Below are 15,950 nucleotides of genomic sequence, written 5' to 3'. Positions count from 1 at the left end.
GATTAATAACCCGCGTTGGTTTTAACCGCACGCAGAATCACAAACTTCTGGTTGGTCGCAATAGTGGTGCAGTTACCGAACAGGCGACGCAATTTCGGATAGTAATCCAGATGGCGGTTGCCCACGATACGCAGTTCACCACCCGGTTGCAGGCAGCGCTTGGCGTCGCAGAACATACGCCATGCCGTGTCATCGCTGATAACTGTACCCTGATGGAACGGCGGGTTGCAAAGCACAGCATGCAGTGATTCGCGCTCAACGCCCGAAAGCATGTTGTTGACTTCAAACTCGCAGCGCTCGAGATCCTGCGGCAGGTTGTTAGCCACGTTGGCGCGACTGGATTCCACCGCCATGTAAGACTCATCGACAAACAGCATCTCAGCATCAGGATTCAGCGCCAACGCGGTGATCCCGATAACGCCGTTGCCACAGCCGAGATCGGCAATACGCCCTTCAATGCCTTCCGGCAGATGCTGCATAAAGAAGCGTGCGCCGATGTCCAGACCGGTGCGTGAAAACACGTTGGCGTGATTGGTGATGCGCAGCTCGCTGTCGTCGAGCGCCCATTCAGTGGTCACCGGCTCGGCAGGCTGTAGATCATTTTCTGGCTGACAGTGGATCAGGCGCGCTTTCTTCCACGCCAGACTGGTACGGGTCGTGCCGAGGATTTTTTCAAACAGTTGCAGCGTCGAGGTATGGATATCGCGCGCCTTGGCACCGGCGATGATTTGCGTATCCGGTGTCACGACTTCGCGCAGCGCTCGCAGTTGTTGTTCCAGCAGCGCCAGCGTTTTAGGGACTTTAATCACCACCAGTCCGGGTGCCTGCGGCAGCGGATCGAGACTGCTCTGGGTAGTAACCATTTCATCGTCCAGAGCATTCAGGCGCAGGTTATAGCGCGTCGCCAGCTGGCTCATGAATGAGTCACCAATGCTAATCGGCGAGAACTCATGCAACGCGCAGGTTAAGGTGCCAAAGCTGTCGTTAAAGATCAGCACAGGACGGCCATTGAGTGTATCGGTGGTCAAGGTCTGCAGCAGATATTCGTCCGCGGCTTCCCACGCCTGCAACGTCGTGGACTCTTCCTGTAACGGATAACGTTCCAACTCAAGTTGCAGTGTACCCAGTTCAAAATGGCTCATTGGCCCTCCTCATATTTCAATTTGCGCTGTTTATCCCTTAAATTGCGCTATCAGTAAAATGTTTTTTCAGTTAAAAAGGGATTATCTGTCACACCTTGCTGCCCGACGGTCGTTCTCGAGCAGATTGCGTGCGGCTTTTACCTCCATTAAAGAGAGCCAAAGCAAACAGTTATGCCAGAATTGACCTATCTGCAAGGATACCCGGAGCATCTTCAAGCTCAGGTGCGCCAGCTAATCGAACAAGAGCGTCTTGGCAGTGTGCTGCTAAGTCGTTACCCCGAGCCTCATGAACTGACCAACGACAAAGCGTTGTATCAGTATACGCTCGACTTGAAGAATCAATATTTGCGCAGTTCGTCGCCGCTGAGCAAGGTGGCTTACGACAACAAAATCCACGTCATGCGTCACGCCCTTGGATTACACACCGCCATTTCGCGCATTCAGGGCGGCAAGCTTAAAGCTAAAGCAGAAATCCGCGTCGCGACGGTATTTAAGAGCGCGCCCGAAGCTTTTCTGCGTATGATTGTGGTTCACGAGTTGGCACATATAAAAGAAAAAGATCACAACAAGGCTTTCTACAGCCTGTGCTGTCATATGACACCCGATTACCATCAGCTCGAGTTCGATACTCGCATGTATCTGACTCATCTTGATTTATTCGGCAAGCTCTACGTCTGATCATCAGATTTTTATCAGTGCTTTTTCACAAATTACTCAGGTCTTTCTCACAAAAATAATAAAGGGAGTAAACCATGATTCGCTTTGCAGTAGTGGGCACCAACTGGATAACCAAAAGCTTTATCGATGCGGCGCATGAAAGCGGCAAACTCAAGCTCACAGCAGTCTATTCACGCACGCTGGAAAATGCCAAGGCACTCGGTCACGACTACCCTGTCCAACACTATTTTGATTCACTGGAAGCGCTGGCCACATCAGAAGAGATTGACGCAGTCTATATTGCCAGCCCAAACTCGCTTCATTGCGAGCAGGCGTTGCTTTTTCTTAGCCATCAAAAGCATGTGATTTGTGAAAAACCACTGGCTTCCAATCAGTTGGAAGCAGAACGCATGATCCGCTGCGCTACAGAAAATCAGGTAGTGCTGTTCGAAGCGTTTAAAACGGCTTATCTGCCCAATTTTCTGCATCTAAAAAGCACCCTAAGCCGCATGGGCACCTTGCGCAAAGCTGTGTTCAATTATTGCCAATATTCTTCACGTTATCAGCGCTATTTAAATGGCGAAAATCCAAATACTTTTAATCCAGCCTTTTCCAACGGCTCGATTATGGATATCGGCTATTACTGCCTGGCGAGCAGCGTTGCCCTATTTGGCGAACCAGATTCGGTGATAGCTACCGCCACTCTGCTTGCCAGCGGTGTCGATGCACAAGGCACGGTGCTGCTGAGCTACGGCAATCATCAGTATGGCGATTTCGAAGTGGTGATTAACCATTCAAAAGTGAGTGATTCCTGGCTGCCTAGCGAGATACAGGGTGAAGACGGTACTTTGCGCATCGAGAAGCTTGCCGAATGCCAAAGCCTGAGTTACACGCCACGCGGCGGGCAGATGCTCGACCTGACGCAGCCACAGCACATCAACAGTATGCTTTATGAAGCCGAAACCTTTGCGACCTTGGTAGAAAGCAAGTTTTACGGTCATCCGGGACTGGAAGTGTCGCGTATTACCGCTAAATTGTTGACTGAAATTCGTCGTCAGACCGGCGTGGTTTTCCCGGCAGATAAATAAACAGTCTACGGATAGACAACCTGTTTTTTGAAGGGCTGCTGAAAAGCCTGTTGATGAAACCATTCGATAAAAAATGTAAGGAGCCAGCATGAGTCAAACCTACCTGAAACCGCTGCTTATTCTGCAAACCGGCCAGGCACCCGAGCCGATCCGCGCGCTGCACGGCAACTTTCCGCAGATGTTTATTCGCCAGGGGAATATGGATAGTCAGCAGGTGGTAATCATCGATTTACAGGCTGGTGAACGCCCGGAGCCACCACAGCATTACGCTGGTGCGGTAATCACGGGCTCACGCAGCATGGTCACCGAGCATCTGGACTGGAGCGAAGACGCCGCCGACTGGATCCGTCAGGCCATGCTGATTGACTTGCCGATGCTGGGTGCCTGCTATGGTCATCAACTGATGGCTTACGCGCTGGGTGGTGAGATCGGCTATCATCCGCAGGGGATCGAAGTCGGAACCGAAGCGATAGAATTATTGCCTGAGGCCGCGAAAGATCCTTTAATTTCAACGCTACCGGCTCACTTCAGCGCAAATTTGATTCATCTACAAACCGTGTTGCAGCCGCCCGCCTGTGCCACCGTATTGGCAAAATCTGCTCACGATCCGCATCAGATCCTGCGCTATGGCCCCAATGCGATTAGCACCCAGTTCCACCCGGAATTTAGTGCGGCAATCATGAAAACTTATTTACCGTGGCTGGACCAACAGGCCGAAGATGACAGCGTTGATTATCAGGGAAAACTGCAAAACATCAGCGACACCCCGCTAAGCCAGAGTCTATTGCTAAACTTTGTCGAGTCTCTTGGTAAACAGCGCGCACTGGCGGGATAACAGGCAAAGTTGTTACAAAATGCTTGACGATAGAAATATTTTGAATTATTTTCGTCGATGCAAAGGGGAGTAACTTCCAAGTCGGCTAATCGTCATTACGGTGATTTTTATCACCCGGTTACCGAGCAACCCGAATTCAGTATTCATGACAATTGGCGTGGTTATCGCGTTAATAAAAAAGAATATTCAGGTTGTGAGTGAGACCTTGCCGGAAGGCGAGGTTGCTTACAATCCAGACAAAAAGTCTGAAAAAGCGGCACACGTCTTCTGACGTTAGCCGTTTTTTTTTGCTTTTTTGAGGGGTAAATAATGATGAATTCCGTGGGAAGTCCGCTGCTGTGGGGATCTTTTGCCGTGGTGGTGGTTGTCATGCTGGCAGTCGACATGCTGCTTCAGGGCCGTAAAGGCGCGCAAACCATGACCATGAAAAGCGCAGCGCTGTGGTCTCTACTGTGGGTTAGCCTCTCTCTGCTATTTAACTTTGCTTTCTGGTGGTATCTGAACGGCGAATTTGGCCGCGAAGTCGCCGATAAACAAGCATTGGCTTTTCTGACCGGTTACCTGATCGAAAAAGCACTGGCGGTCGATAACGTCTTCGTATGGCTGATGCTTTTTAGTTACTTCAGCGTGCCAGCAAGCCTGCAGCGTCGAGTGTTAGTTTACGGCGTTTTAGGCGCGATTGTACTGCGTACTGGAATGATCTTCGCTGGCAGTTGGCTAGTGTCAGAATTCAGCTGGATCCTCTACCTGTTCGGCGCTTTCCTGCTCTTCACCGGTATAAAAATGGCGATCGCCAAAGAGGATGACGGCGCAATCGGTGACAAACCAATCATTCGCTGGCTTCGCGGACACCTGCGCATGACCGATGAACTTTCAGGGGAAAAATTCTTTGTACGCCGCAACGGCCTGCTGTTTGCTACTCCGCTGGTCCTGGTTTTGATCATGGTCGAATTGAGCGACGTCATTTTTGCCGTCGACAGTATTCCAGCCATTTTTGCCGTCACCACCGATCCGTTTATCGTTTTAACGTCTAACCTGTTTGCAATCCTCGGCCTTCGCGCCATGTATTTTCTGTTGGCCAACGTCGCAGAACGCTTCTCAATGCTTAAGTATGGGTTGGCGGTTATTTTGATTTTTATTGGAGCAAAAATGTTGCTTCTCGACCTGGTGCATATCCCGGTGGGGATTTCTCTCGGCGTCGTCGCGAGCATTCTGGCATTGACGTTGATTATCAATGCCTGGGTTAATCATAGAAAAGACAAGCTGCGTCAATCATAAAAATAATAAAAACTTAACAGGCACGTATTTATTACGTGCTTGTTATTATCACTTCAACTATAGCGCCTAAAATAAAAAATCAGAATAATCGATTCCTGACAGTTTCAAACACAGTATTGAGTTATTATCTTGGATTACCCAACCACTTTAATAAGCTAAATTAATGAAACCACTCATAGCCAGTTTATCTTTACGTTCAGCTATATTATTAACAAAAATTGAAGAAAACCCAACCACCAAGAACGTTAATAAATTTATAAAGAATGTCTGTGCGGTTAAAAATAACAACCGATGTTTATTCTCTAAAAAGAATAACAATAACTCTTTTGATTATTCTAAAATACACAGTGATTTGTTAGAGCTAAAACATTGCCAAGCCAACTTTAGCGAAAAGAAATATACTCTAATCAATCAGGCTATAGCCAAAAACCTTAATAGAATAATTAACAGGAAGCTCGATTTCAAGCCGTTATATCACTCTGATTTATCTGTTGGCAGCAATAGCTTCAGTGAATACCTAAATCAGCAAAAGATTGATCCGGCAAACCAAAAAATGAAGATTCCCTACTCAACTTCTACTCTGACAAAAAAGCTGTTTAAAGCGGCGTTCGGTACCGATTCAAATTTGCAAAGTAGCTTTAAACTCATTGAAAAGCACGGCCGTTCAACAGAGTATTACGATTCAATCAGCATCCCAGAGACCCAATCAACCCGCATTGAAGACTCACCGCGCATGCAATATGCCGCAGCAAGGAATGAGAATCTCAAGAAACATCTTGGCGTCACTTTTTATGATCAAGAGGGGAATTGCTACACACACTTCTAAATCAGCGAGTTATGATAGTTAAAAATACCGCCAAAACTTAGGATCTTGAATCAATTTGCCAATATCCAGGGAAATGTAATGAAAGCTATAATGGGCAGTGCAGCAATTCAATCAAGTGTTTTATTTGATCGAGCTGCTGACACGAGAACAGAAAAAAACATAATAAAATATATCAACCATGTCTCAGTTTCAAAAAACAAACCTACTAGTTTACTCGGCAAGCTGGGTCTTAAAAAAGAATTACAATATGACCCAATAGCTTTAGCCAAGTTAAAGGATTTACGAGATCATTTAAGTAAGTATTCTAACCATGATAGCAAACGGCTGAACGCAGCCATTAATAGAATGATGTTCCAGATACCGATTGGCTCAATCAATAATTTTAGTCGTCTGGAAAGATCCGCGCCAAAGCCTGACATTTCTGTTGCTCGGGAAATTTTAGCGCCCAGGGAGGAGGTTATATTTATTAACAGCAACGCTAAGTTAGAAACAAGATTTAATTTTCTTTATCAGAGCGAGACTTATAAAAAAATCAATAGCTTTGAAGAAAAGCGCGCACTGATGAGTAAAAACAACATCATTGTTCATCAAGACAAAGATACCTTAATCGTTGAACCAAAGATAAATCTGTTGGTTAATACGGAAATCCGCACCGCTTCCAACACTCATCACTACAACGTCATCATCAGGCAAGCCTATAATTTTGCTAGTGACTGCCAGCTAAGCATTGATGACACTATCGACCAGATGTATCGAGCGCTGCGGCATAATAGGGTAGAAACAGAAAATCTCGATATTCGATTCGAAGTAAAAGAGAGTGATAAAACCAGCAAGCCAAAAAATAATGCTCGTATGTCTTATAACTCCTATGAAAGCGCATTCGTGGTAACTAAACAAATGGATGCCAAAATCGTTCTTGGCGACGAAAACTATCAACCAACTGACATGCATGAAAATTCTATTTATGGTGATAGCGAGCCACCCGCTTATGATGATATTCAGAGGGAGGAAGGGATTTACGCTAAAATAAATAAGATTGTCCCTCAGGAAAGGAGTTTCGCCTAAAGCGAACGAGTGCCCAAGTCAGTGTTGGTTTAAAATGTAAACACTGCTTTTGAGTGCTCCAATAGCTCTTTATTTGGCCCCAAGAAGCATAACTTCAGGGGCCTAAGGCATATTATACGGCCAGCAGACGAGAATTCTGTACGTCCCAGTTCAGAGAAACACGATCGCCAATTCTCACCGGCGTTTGCGCAGAACTGCGAACAATAAATTTCTCACCACCGGCAAGTGTGACAACGACACGGGTTTCGGATCCCGCATAAACGCTTTCACTTACCAGCCCCTCAAGCACGCCGCTGCCCTGCTCGGCTATGCGCATATGTTCAGGGCGGATCACCAGTGCAGCATTGTCACCGTCACGCAACCCTGAGTTCAATGGAAACACACCGTGGCGAGTATGCAGGCCATCGCCGCGAATCTGACCGTCGAGGATATTCGACAAACCGATAAACTCGGCAACAAAGGTGGTTTGCGGGCGTTCGTAGATTTCCTGTGGCGTGCCAATCTGCGCAATTTTGCCTTCGTTCATCAGGCAGATACGGTCAGACAACGCCAGCGCCTCCTCCTGATCGTGGGTCACGAAAATAATTGTCGCGCCGGACTCGCGATGAATGCGTTTTATCTCCATCTGCATGGTTTCACGTAGCTGGCGGTCCAGCGCGCCCAGTGGCTCATCCATCAGTATCACGCTCGGTTGGTAAACCAGACAGCGGGCCAGCGCGATACGCTGCTGTTGCCCACCGGAAAGTGCGCGAGGCAGGCGAGTCGCTACGTGACCCAGCTCAACCATCTCCAGCACCTGCTTTACCTTTTGATTGATTTCAGCACTGGGCAGATGGCGCATACGCAGCGGAAAAGCAATGTTCTCTTCAACGGTCAAATGTGGGAACAGCGCGTAGTTCTGAAACACTACGCCAATATCTCGCTGGTGAACCGGCGTCCAGGTTTCGTCTTTGCCATCAATCATCAGGCAGCCTGAGGTCGGTTCCACCAGGCCGCAGACTATTTGCAGGAGCGTGGTTTTACCAGACCCCGAAGGGCCAAGCAGAGTCAGCAGCTCACCACTGTGAACGTCGAGATCCAGATCGGCCAATACCTGCGTCTGGCCGTAGCTTTTGGCAATTTTCTGCGCCTGCAGCTTTACTTTTTCATGTTTAAAAGAGGAGGTCGTTGTCATCATCGTTTTCTCATTCTTGTGCATCCGCCTCAGGCGGGATCAGTATCGCGGCGGGCCCTTTCGGCCAGGATGAACAATAGGGTTACAATGGCCAGAATAATCACCGAAGCGGCGGCAAGCGTAGGGGTAACCGATAGCAGCACGTCATCCCACATTTGTTTCGGCAGTGTCTGCTTGACGCCCCCGCCAACAAACATCGCCACCGTCAGCTCTTCAAAAGAGTTGAGGAAACCAAAGATAAATGCCGCCACCAGACTGCCTTTGATAAGCGGCAACGTGACCTCGCGGATCACCCTCCAACGGCTTGCCCCTAGAGTTCCAGCCGCCTGATCCAAGCGCCAGTCGTAGTTTTTGAAGGTGGTCAGGATGATAATAAACACTACCGGAATTGCCATCACAGTGTGGCCGAGCATAATCCCAACGTCAGTTCCCACCAGTCCGATAGTGGCGAACAGATAAAACAGTGCCACGGCGGTGACGATATTCGGGATGATCATCGGCATCAGGAAGGTCATCATAATCAGGCTGCCGCCTTTGCCGCTGTTACGCGCTACGCCAAACGCGGCAATCCCGGCCAGCAGTGTCGCCAGCGCCCCGGAGACCAGAGCAATGCCAAACGAACGCAGCGTCGCGCCGGTCCAGATTGGTGAGTTCAGGTAAGTTTCCATCCAGCGCAGCGAGTAGCCCGGCGGCGGGAATTGCAGGAACGATGAGCTACTGAATGCCATCGGTATGAAAGAAACTACCGGCAGGATCAGCACGGCAATGACCAGCCAGCTAAATAGTGGTAATAACCAGCCAAAACGATGGCCGCGCAAGAGGCTCGCCAGCCCTTCAGTGACTAGATGACTGAGGTAGGCGAAATAGCTTAATAGCGCGTGTCCAACCCGGCGGGTTAAAGCATGGGTATCGATATGTGTTTCACCGCCGGAAATGGCCGACATGCCGAAAATACGGTCATAGAGGAAACAAACCACCAGCGTCGCCAGCAGCAGCAGCATGGCAATCGCACCAGCAAGACGCCAGTTAAGCAATTGTTGCACCTGGGTGATCAGCAACTGGCCAATCACAGAATCCTGCGGGCTGCCGAGCAGCGCGGGAGTAATAAAGAAACCCAGTGAGCCGATAAACACCAGCAGGCACGCCGCAATAGTGCCCGGCATCGACAGCGGGAAGAAAATCCGCCAGAAGGTGTGGCTTGCCGATCCACCCAAGGTTTTACCGGCACGGATTAGGCCACCATCGATGCTGGTCATGCTCGGCAACATGGTGATAATCGCCAGCGGCAGCATGCTATGGGCGATAGCAAACACCACCAGCCCACGGGTATAAAGCACGTCGATTGGATGCGCGGCGCCCATCGACATCAGAATTTCAGACAAAATACCCCGTCGCGACAGCAGCACCATCCAGGCAAAGTTTTTTAGCAGCGCGCTGGTCCAGAACGGCAGCAATACCAGCCACATCAAACGACGGCGCATAGTTTCGCCCTGCTGCGAAAGCCAGTAAGCCACCGGGTAGCCAAACAGCAGGCAGGCAAGCGTGGTTTGCGCGGCAATAACAAAGGTATTCACCATTACCTTAACGTACACGCCCGCGCCAAACATTTGCTGCCAGATGGCCAGCGAGAAATGTCCCTGATCGTCGTTAAAGCTCAGCATCATCAATTTTAACGTCGGATAGGCCAAGAAGATCAGTAAAAAAATCAGGCCCGGCAGCGTAAACCAGGCGGGGTGCAGGCGACGCGTTTTACGGCGTTGCGGTTGTTTAAGCACGGTTGTTTCTAGCAAGCTCAATTCGCCCTCCTCGGGGATCAGGATTAGCGGAGCGCGTTAGCCCCCCGCCGCATGATTTATCCGATAATCCACTTTTCAAAACGTTCTGTGAGAGCAACCTGATTATCACCCCAGTAGTTGGCATCCATTTCACGCAGCCCATTGATGTGATCGGGCGCGGTTGGCAGCAGTGCGGCCTTTTTGGCATCGATAAACTGATAAGCCTTCACGTTGGTCGGTCCACAGGCCAAATCGTTGGTATACATCGACTGACGCTGGGCGTTCATGCAGAACTGAATAAACTGATTAGCCAGCGCTGCCTTTGGATTTCCTTTAGGAATGGTCCAACCGTCAATGTTGTACAGGCCCTGATCCCAGGCGATGGATGCTGGCGCTCCGCCGTCGATAGCGGTTTGCGCGCGGGTGCTCCAGATACTCATCATATCCAGCTCGCCGCTTTGCAGCATTTGCGTAGCCTGCGCGCCGCTGGTCCACCAAACGTCGATATGTTTGCGGATCTTGTCCAGGCTGGCGAAGGCGCGGTCTACGTCCAGCGGGTAAAGTTTGTCAGGCGATACGCCGTCGGCCATCAGGGCCAATTCCAGCGTACACACCGGACTGCGCCACAAACCGCGACGCCCCTGGAATTTGTCTGCGTTCCAGAAATCGATCCAGTTTTTAGGCGCTTTATCTTTATTAAAAGTATCAGTGCGATAAGCCAGCGCCAGCGCATAAATACTCACTCCGGCAAACTGTGGGGTAATCGACCCTTTTACATAGTTCTCCGGGTCGGCAACTTTGATGTCCAGCGTTTCCAGATAGCTCTTCGGCTGCTTGTTCATGCGTACCAGATGTTCTGGATTAAGCAGCGCGACGTCGAACAGGTAAGTTTTGGTGTCCACCGCCATCTGGAACTGAGGAACAGGGTCAGGCCCTAAAACGGTATTAATAATTTTAATGCCGGTAGCTTTTTCGAAAGGCTGATAGAACGCCTTGCCGAAACCTAAGCCATAAGGGCCTCCAACGTCGGCAACCGTTAGTGTCTGCTGCTCGGCCGCCTGAGCACTGCGCGACAAAATTGACGGTGCTGTCAGCATGGTAATGGCCGTGCCTACACCGGCTTTGATCGCATCGCGTCGTGATAAATGACCAATCTTTTTCATTCCCCTGTCCCCTGTATGTGCTGGCTATTGGCTGGTGGTTAATTTAAACAAAAGTTTCAGGCATCTATTTCTTGCTGTTTAATCGCCTGATTGATTTCTTTGATCAGCTGCTCGCAGATTTTACGATCGAAACTCTGGCGTAAACGGCGATCAAAAGTGGTGAAAATTCCGAAGAATGAATTGGCACAGTGTTGCAGAATGCGCTCGGCATCCTGTTCATTGATGCTTAACTCGCGTTGCAGGAACTGGTTGAACATGCCGCGAGCAATAGGATTTTCGAGCACAAATACCGGCTGAGTGTCATGCTGAATCAGGCGATAACGAGCGACTGCCGACTGACATTCCAGCGTGGCCTGAAGCGGCAGGGAACGGGAGTGCGTGCCAACACACAGAGTGATCAGGTCGTGGTCTAGAATCCATTCGCCGCGACCGGTATCGTAATAACGCAAATCATCGGCAGGAAGCTGCAGCGTAATGCGACGGCTTTCACCGGCAGCCAGCTCAACCTTGCAGAAACCCTTCAACTCTTGATGAGGGCGAGCCAAACGCGGCTGATGATAACGGCTGTAAAGCTGGCAAACTTCTTTGCCGCTGCAAGTGCCGCTGTTGGTCAGGGTAAAACTGACAGCTACCGTTTCGCCCGCGCGCAACGTTTGTTTGTCCAGTTCGATATCGCTGTAGGTAAATTCGCTGTAGCTCAGGCCGAAACCGAATGGGAACAGCGGCTCGATTTCGCGGCTGTCGTACCAGCGGTAACCGACAAAAATGCCTTCGCTGTAATAATGTTTGCCGTTCTCACCCGGATATGAGAGCCAAGTCGGGGTATCTTGCAAACGTTTAGGGAAAGTCACGGTCAGCTTGCCGCTTGGATTGGCTTTACCAAACAGCACGTCAGCCAGGCCGCCACCCATTGCCTGACCGGCAAAGAAAGTCTCGACGACTGCGCCAACTTCATCCAGCCACGGCATGACTACCGCGTCAGGATTAGCCAGCACCACGATCACGTTTGGATTAACAGCCGCGACAGCAGAAATCAGCCGATCGTGGCCTGGCGCCAGCGCCAAGGTGGTACGGTCTGAACCTTCGCCGTCGTAGCCGTTTTCAGTGCTGGCGAAAATAACAATTTTGTCGGCCTCTGCAGCAGCGGCACAGGCCTCCTCGATCAGCGCATCACGCAGAGACTCAAGCTCTGAGGTGCCTTGAATCCACCGCACGTTCATCTGGTCTGCAGCCAGTTTGTTCATCTCGTCAAGCGGAATATCAACCTGTGTGGGCACAGTCGTCGCACAGCCAGAACCCTGGATCACCGGCACTGTAGCGCCTTCGCCAATCACCAGCAGGCGTGAACAGCTTTCAGCCTCCAGCGGCAATAGTTTGCGATCGTTTTTGAGCAACACGATAGATTCAGCAACCATACTGCGGGCTAGCTGATGATGCTGATTATAATCAACCTGCGTATCGCGGCGTTCGGCGGCCTTGGCTTTCTGCACCAGCGAAAGAATTCGGCGACAGGACTGCTCGGCAATTTTTCTATCGACGCGGCCATCTTCCAGCGCGGCAAGCAACTGTGCTTTACGGCTTTCACTTTCCGGCATATCGAGATCATTGCCTGCCAACAGCGACTCTGGGCGTTCTTTAATCCCGTGCCAGTCAGCGACTACCACGCCAGTGAATCCCCAGTCATTGCGCAGAACATCAGTCAGCAACCAACGATTTTCGGCGGTATGCACGCCGTTCAGGCGGTTGTAGGAACTCATGACGGTCCATGGCTGACTCTGGCGAACTGCACGTTCGAAGCCGCGAAGATAGATTTCACGCAGCGCGCGCTCGTCGACAATCGAGTCCATCGTCGTGCGCTCGACCTCAGAGTTGTTGCAGGCAAAGTGTTTAAGCGATGCGCCGACACCCTGCTGTTGCAGGCCGTTGATCACCCCTGCAGCGATATCGCCGGAAATCACCGGATCTTCAGAATAGTATTCGTAGCTGCGACCGCCCAGCGGCGTGCGGCGAATGTTGATGCCCGGCCCTAAAAGCAAATGAACGCCCAGATTCTGGCATTCCTGCCCCAGAGCGGTTCCGAGTGTTAGCGCCAGCTCCACATCCCACGAACAGGCGAAGCTGGAGCCGTTAGGAAAACAGGTCGCCGGTTTCATCGTTCCCCAGGCAATTTCAACGTCTTTAGCGCGCTGATTTACCACGTTCAGAAACGCAGCAAAATCCTGACCGCCCTTCTCGTCTTGCTCAATTTGCTGGATTGAATAACGCACGCCATAGGTGCCGTCGGTCATTACAATGTGCGGAACGCCCAGACGATCAATTTTCTCGGTTTTCCACATGCGATGTCCGCTTAACAGCGATGCCTGTTCCTGAGGGGTCATTGTTTCACTCATCGACACTGCGTCCTGTTCGAGGATCTCTTTATTACTCATGCTGTTGACTCCTGAGGATTCGTTTAGGTCCTGCCCAAAGGGGGCGCGAACGTATGACCCTTATCCTGAGCGGGAACCTGTATAGGCGAAATTAGTTAATTAATGGCTAGTGAAGTTAAAAAACCTAATCAGAGGTTAATTCAGTAGGAGCTTCAGAGGTTTTGTTCGGCTCAATAAAGTAAAATAATATTGTTTTTCATTACGTTACCGAGGAATCCGCTGCCTATTTTTCTATTTACAACTCCCTGAAATAGCAGCAGATTCCTCTGTAAACATCAGGCAACGGCGGCGATCGGCGTGAGAATCTGTTGGATGCAGTAATCCACAAACAGTTGTGCTGGCTTGGTGGCCTGCGCGCTTCTCAACTGGGCAATCACCAGCGCAGAAGGGCTTACCTCTTCTGCAAGCTCAACCATTGCCACGCGCTGTCCGTCATAGGTGTAATGAGAATGCGGGCGGGTAACGAGAATAGAGAAACCCAGCCCTTGCCCGACCATGCCGCGCACCATTTCAATCGACGGCGAGGCAAAAGCAATTTGCGGAGACAACCCCTGTTCAGTAAACAGACTGACGAAATAGTGTTTACTCGGCAGCACGTCGAGCAAAATCATCGGTTCCTGGCTCAGTTCGCGCAACGTGACGTGGGATTTTTTAGCCAGCGGATGATCGGCAGGCAGCAACACATAAGGCTTCTGCGGTGCGTTTAATGGATGGGTGATAATGCTGTCGTCGAGATCGTGATGATACATAATCGCTACGTCGAAACGCCCATTGCTCAGGCCCTGTACCAACTCGTTTTGTTCACCGTCATAAATGTGGATCTCGACTCCCGGATAATGGCGGCGAAAGCCGGTCAGCAGGCGTGGCAAATATAGCGGCGCAGCGGTTTCGAAACAGCCAATGGAAATCTGCCCGCAGACCACGTCGTTGTCGGCCAACGCATTCTGCTCGAAGTTATAGGACATCCGCAGCAGTTCCTGCGCCTTGGTGTAGAAACGGCGGCCGCTGGAGGTCAGCGATACACCCTGCGCGTGATGGCGGATAAACAGCTGCACGCCAAAACTCTCTTCCAATCCTTTAATAGCTTGAGAAATAGAGGGTTGCGCGATATGCAGCTGCCGCGAAGCTTCGGCAATACTGCTGCATTCCACTACAGTGACGAAGTATTTAAGCTGACGCAGCGTATAGTGAGCCATGATGATGATGCCTCTAAAAAAAAGATGAACCGAAGTGGTAAGACGAGGAAAAACCTATCTTGCAAGGTTTAAGCAAGCTTTGTACCAACTCACACTTCACTTCCTTCATTTCTCAACTAATTGATAAAAGTCACATTTATATTATTTAGGGCAAGATTTTTCGCAATAATACCTATCCTGATTTTCCTGAAAACCCATCAGCCCGATAAATTGCCCGATTAAGGTGCAACTTAAGTTAACGCTATTTTCTATCGGATCCTCCCCGCATAAAACGAGTTGCCGAAGTCAATTAAGGCGGCTAGTTTGATAACCCAGACAATCAGCATTCACGCGGTTCAATCTCAAGCAAGGTGGCCTATGGCATTACACAAAATTATTCTCGACTGCGATCCGGGCGTAGACGACGCCATCGCCATTCTGCTGGCGCTAGCTTCGCCACAAGAGATTGAATTACTGGGAATTACCACGGTTGCAGGCAATGTGCCGCTGGAGAGAACCGCCTATAATGCGCGACGTATTTTGACTCTCGCGGGGCGGGAAGATATTCCGGTTTATGCTGGATGCAGCCGCCCCATGCTTGAGGCAAAAGGCTGGGAATCCAAGGTTCATGGCAATGACGGGCTGGGTAATGTCTCTCTGCCGGAACCGGGCTTTGGTCTGCAAACACAGCACGCCGTCGACTACATCATTCACACTGTTCACGCCGAGCCGGGGCAGGTCACTTTATGCCCCATCGGTCCGATGACCAATATCGCCCTAGCTATCATTAAAGATCCCAGTATTGTCCCGAAAATCAAGCAGCTGGTGTTTATGGGCGGCGCAGCTTTTTGCCAGGGCAACGTTTCTCCGGTAGCTGAATTTAATATTTACGTCGATCCGTGGGCGGCGCAGGTGGTGTTAAGCGCTGGGATCCCGCAAGTAATGTTTGGTCTCGACGTGACTTTACAAGCCAAGATAAACGCGCCTTATCTTGAAGAATTGCAACAGGTTAGCCCGCTGCTGGAAACAGCGTGTGCAATGATGCGCAGCTACGGTGCCAGCGATCCTTGCCTGCACGATCCGTGCGTTATTGCCTGGCTGATTAACCCTAACCTGTTTACCGGCGTAGCGGGCAGAGTAAGCGTCAGCTATCAGGATGATATCCATCGCGGCCAAACGTTGGTTGCGGTTAAATCGCGCCATCTACAAGACCTTGCAACTAATATCGAGGTAATGACTGACGTAGATAACCCTGCACTGCTGGCGCTGTTGGCAGAACGCCTTTCGCTGCTGCCGTCGTTAATTCTAAGTTATTAATTAAAAAAGCCCTCCCGCGCAGAGTC

The 15,950-nt window shown here is 50.2% G+C and carries 13 protein-coding genes; 7 read left to right on the top strand and 6 right to left on the bottom strand.

The window, feature by feature from the left end; genetic code table 11:
- Positions 1–2: 2 nt before the first annotated feature.
- A complete protein-coding gene (gene rlmG, locus AB3G37_RS03090; RefSeq protein WP_369789671.1) occupies positions 3–1,142 on the bottom strand; it encodes a 23S rRNA (guanine(1835)-N(2))-methyltransferase RlmG in 1,140 nt (379 codons plus the stop codon).
- 171 nt (positions 1,143–1,313) lie between these two features.
- On the opposite strand from rlmG, the gene AB3G37_RS03085 reads away from it, so the two are divergent.
- The 6 genes from AB3G37_RS03085 to AB3G37_RS03060 all read left to right on the top strand — a co-directional run bounded on the left by AB3G37_RS03085 (position 1,314) and on the right by AB3G37_RS03060 (position 6,891).
- A complete protein-coding gene (locus AB3G37_RS03085; protein ID WP_009638493.1) occupies positions 1,314–1,820 on the top strand; it encodes a M48 family metallopeptidase in 507 nt (168 codons plus the stop codon).
- Positions 1,821–1,894: 74 nt separating this feature from the next.
- Complete coding sequence (locus tag AB3G37_RS03080; RefSeq protein WP_369789670.1) at positions 1,895–2,887, top strand: Gfo/Idh/MocA family protein; 993 nt, start codon at positions 1,895–1,897, stop codon at positions 2,885–2,887.
- A gap of 88 nt (positions 2,888–2,975) precedes the next feature.
- On the top strand, positions 2,976–3,722 hold the full coding sequence (locus AB3G37_RS03075; RefSeq protein ID WP_369789669.1) for a glutamine amidotransferase: 747 nt from the start codon (positions 2,976–2,978) through the stop codon (positions 3,720–3,722).
- Positions 3,723–4,031: 309 nt separating this feature from the next.
- The gene (locus tag AB3G37_RS03070) at positions 4,032–5,000 is read left to right on the top strand and encodes a TerC family protein (protein ID WP_369789668.1); all 969 of its coding nucleotides are present in this window, start codon (positions 4,032–4,034) and stop codon (positions 4,998–5,000) included.
- Between the two features lie 163 nt (positions 5,001–5,163).
- Positions 5,164–5,826 carry a hypothetical protein gene (locus AB3G37_RS03065; protein ID WP_369789667.1) on the top strand — a complete coding sequence of 221 codons (663 nt, stop codon included), beginning with the start codon at positions 5,164–5,166 and terminating at the stop codon, positions 5,824–5,826.
- Positions 5,827–5,904: 78 nt separating this feature from the next.
- Positions 5,905–6,891, top strand: coding sequence for a hypothetical protein (locus AB3G37_RS03060; RefSeq protein ID WP_369789666.1), 987 nt, complete (start codon positions 5,905–5,907; stop codon positions 6,889–6,891).
- Between the two features lie 112 nt (positions 6,892–7,003).
- Here AB3G37_RS03060 and AB3G37_RS03055 read toward each other — a convergent pair whose 3' ends face one another.
- The 5 genes from AB3G37_RS03055 to AB3G37_RS03035 all read right to left on the bottom strand — a co-directional run bounded on the left by AB3G37_RS03055 (position 7,004) and on the right by AB3G37_RS03035 (position 14,628).
- Positions 7,004–8,068, bottom strand: a complete 1,065-nt coding sequence (locus AB3G37_RS03055; RefSeq protein WP_369789665.1) for an ABC transporter ATP-binding protein — start codon at positions 8,066–8,068, stop codon at positions 7,004–7,006.
- Between the two features lie 26 nt (positions 8,069–8,094).
- Positions 8,095–9,861 carry an ABC transporter permease subunit gene (locus tag AB3G37_RS03050; protein WP_369789664.1) on the bottom strand — a complete coding sequence of 589 codons (1,767 nt, stop codon included), beginning with the start codon at positions 9,859–9,861 and terminating at the stop codon, positions 8,095–8,097.
- 56 nt (positions 9,862–9,917) lie between these two features.
- On the bottom strand, positions 9,918–11,003 hold the full coding sequence (locus AB3G37_RS03045; RefSeq protein WP_369789663.1) for an ABC transporter substrate-binding protein: 1,086 nt from the start codon (positions 11,001–11,003) through the stop codon (positions 9,918–9,920).
- 56 nt (positions 11,004–11,059) lie between these two features.
- Positions 11,060–13,432, bottom strand: a complete 2,373-nt coding sequence (locus tag AB3G37_RS03040; protein ID WP_369789662.1) for a glycoside hydrolase family 3 C-terminal domain-containing protein — start codon at positions 13,430–13,432, stop codon at positions 11,060–11,062.
- Between the two features lie 275 nt (positions 13,433–13,707).
- Complete coding sequence (locus tag AB3G37_RS03035) at positions 13,708–14,628, bottom strand: LysR family transcriptional regulator (RefSeq protein WP_009636820.1); 921 nt, start codon at positions 14,626–14,628, stop codon at positions 13,708–13,710.
- Positions 14,629–14,985: 357 nt separating this feature from the next.
- Here AB3G37_RS03035 and AB3G37_RS03030 point away from each other — a divergent pair, with 357 nt between their 5' ends.
- The gene (locus AB3G37_RS03030; protein WP_369789661.1) at positions 14,986–15,924 is read left to right on the top strand and encodes a nucleoside hydrolase; all 939 of its coding nucleotides are present in this window, start codon (positions 14,986–14,988) and stop codon (positions 15,922–15,924) included.
- The last annotated feature ends 26 nt before the right edge of the window (positions 15,925–15,950 follow it).

The sequence above is a fragment of the Rouxiella sp. WC2420 genome, assembly GCF_041200025.1.
GTDB lineage: Bacteria > Pseudomonadota > Gammaproteobacteria > Enterobacterales > Enterobacteriaceae > Rouxiella.
Note: the sequence above shows the minus strand (reverse complement) of the source record. Positions and strands in the feature narration are given on the sequence as shown.

Bases quoted from the DNA above. Each gene is read 5' to 3' on its own strand.
- rlmG (WP_369789671.1), bottom strand. From the start codon at position 1,142: ATGAGCCATTTTGAACTGGGTACACTGCAACTTGAGTTGGAACGTTAT.
- AB3G37_RS03085 (WP_009638493.1), top strand. From the start codon at position 1,314: ATGCCAGAATTGACCTATCTGCAAGGATACCCGGAGCATCTTCAAGCT.
- AB3G37_RS03080 (WP_369789670.1), top strand. From the start codon at position 1,895: ATGATTCGCTTTGCAGTAGTGGGCACCAACTGGATAACCAAAAGCTTT.
- AB3G37_RS03075 (WP_369789669.1), top strand. From the start codon at position 2,976: ATGAGTCAAACCTACCTGAAACCGCTGCTTATTCTGCAAACCGGCCAG.
- AB3G37_RS03070 (WP_369789668.1), top strand. From the start codon at position 4,032: ATGATGAATTCCGTGGGAAGTCCGCTGCTGTGGGGATCTTTTGCCGTG.
- AB3G37_RS03065 (WP_369789667.1), top strand. From the start codon at position 5,164: ATGAAACCACTCATAGCCAGTTTATCTTTACGTTCAGCTATATTATTA.
- AB3G37_RS03060 (WP_369789666.1), top strand. From the start codon at position 5,905: ATGAAAGCTATAATGGGCAGTGCAGCAATTCAATCAAGTGTTTTATTT.
- AB3G37_RS03055 (WP_369789665.1), bottom strand. From the start codon at position 8,068: ATGATGACAACGACCTCCTCTTTTAAACATGAAAAAGTAAAGCTGCAG.
- AB3G37_RS03045 (WP_369789663.1), bottom strand. From the start codon at position 11,003: ATGAAAAAGATTGGTCATTTATCACGACGCGATGCGATCAAAGCCGGT.
- AB3G37_RS03040 (WP_369789662.1), bottom strand. From the start codon at position 13,432: ATGAGTAATAAAGAGATCCTCGAACAGGACGCAGTGTCGATGAGTGAA.
- AB3G37_RS03035 (WP_009636820.1), bottom strand. From the start codon at position 14,628: ATGGCTCACTATACGCTGCGTCAGCTTAAATACTTCGTCACTGTAGTG.
- AB3G37_RS03030 (WP_369789661.1), top strand. From the start codon at position 14,986: ATGGCATTACACAAAATTATTCTCGACTGCGATCCGGGCGTAGACGAC.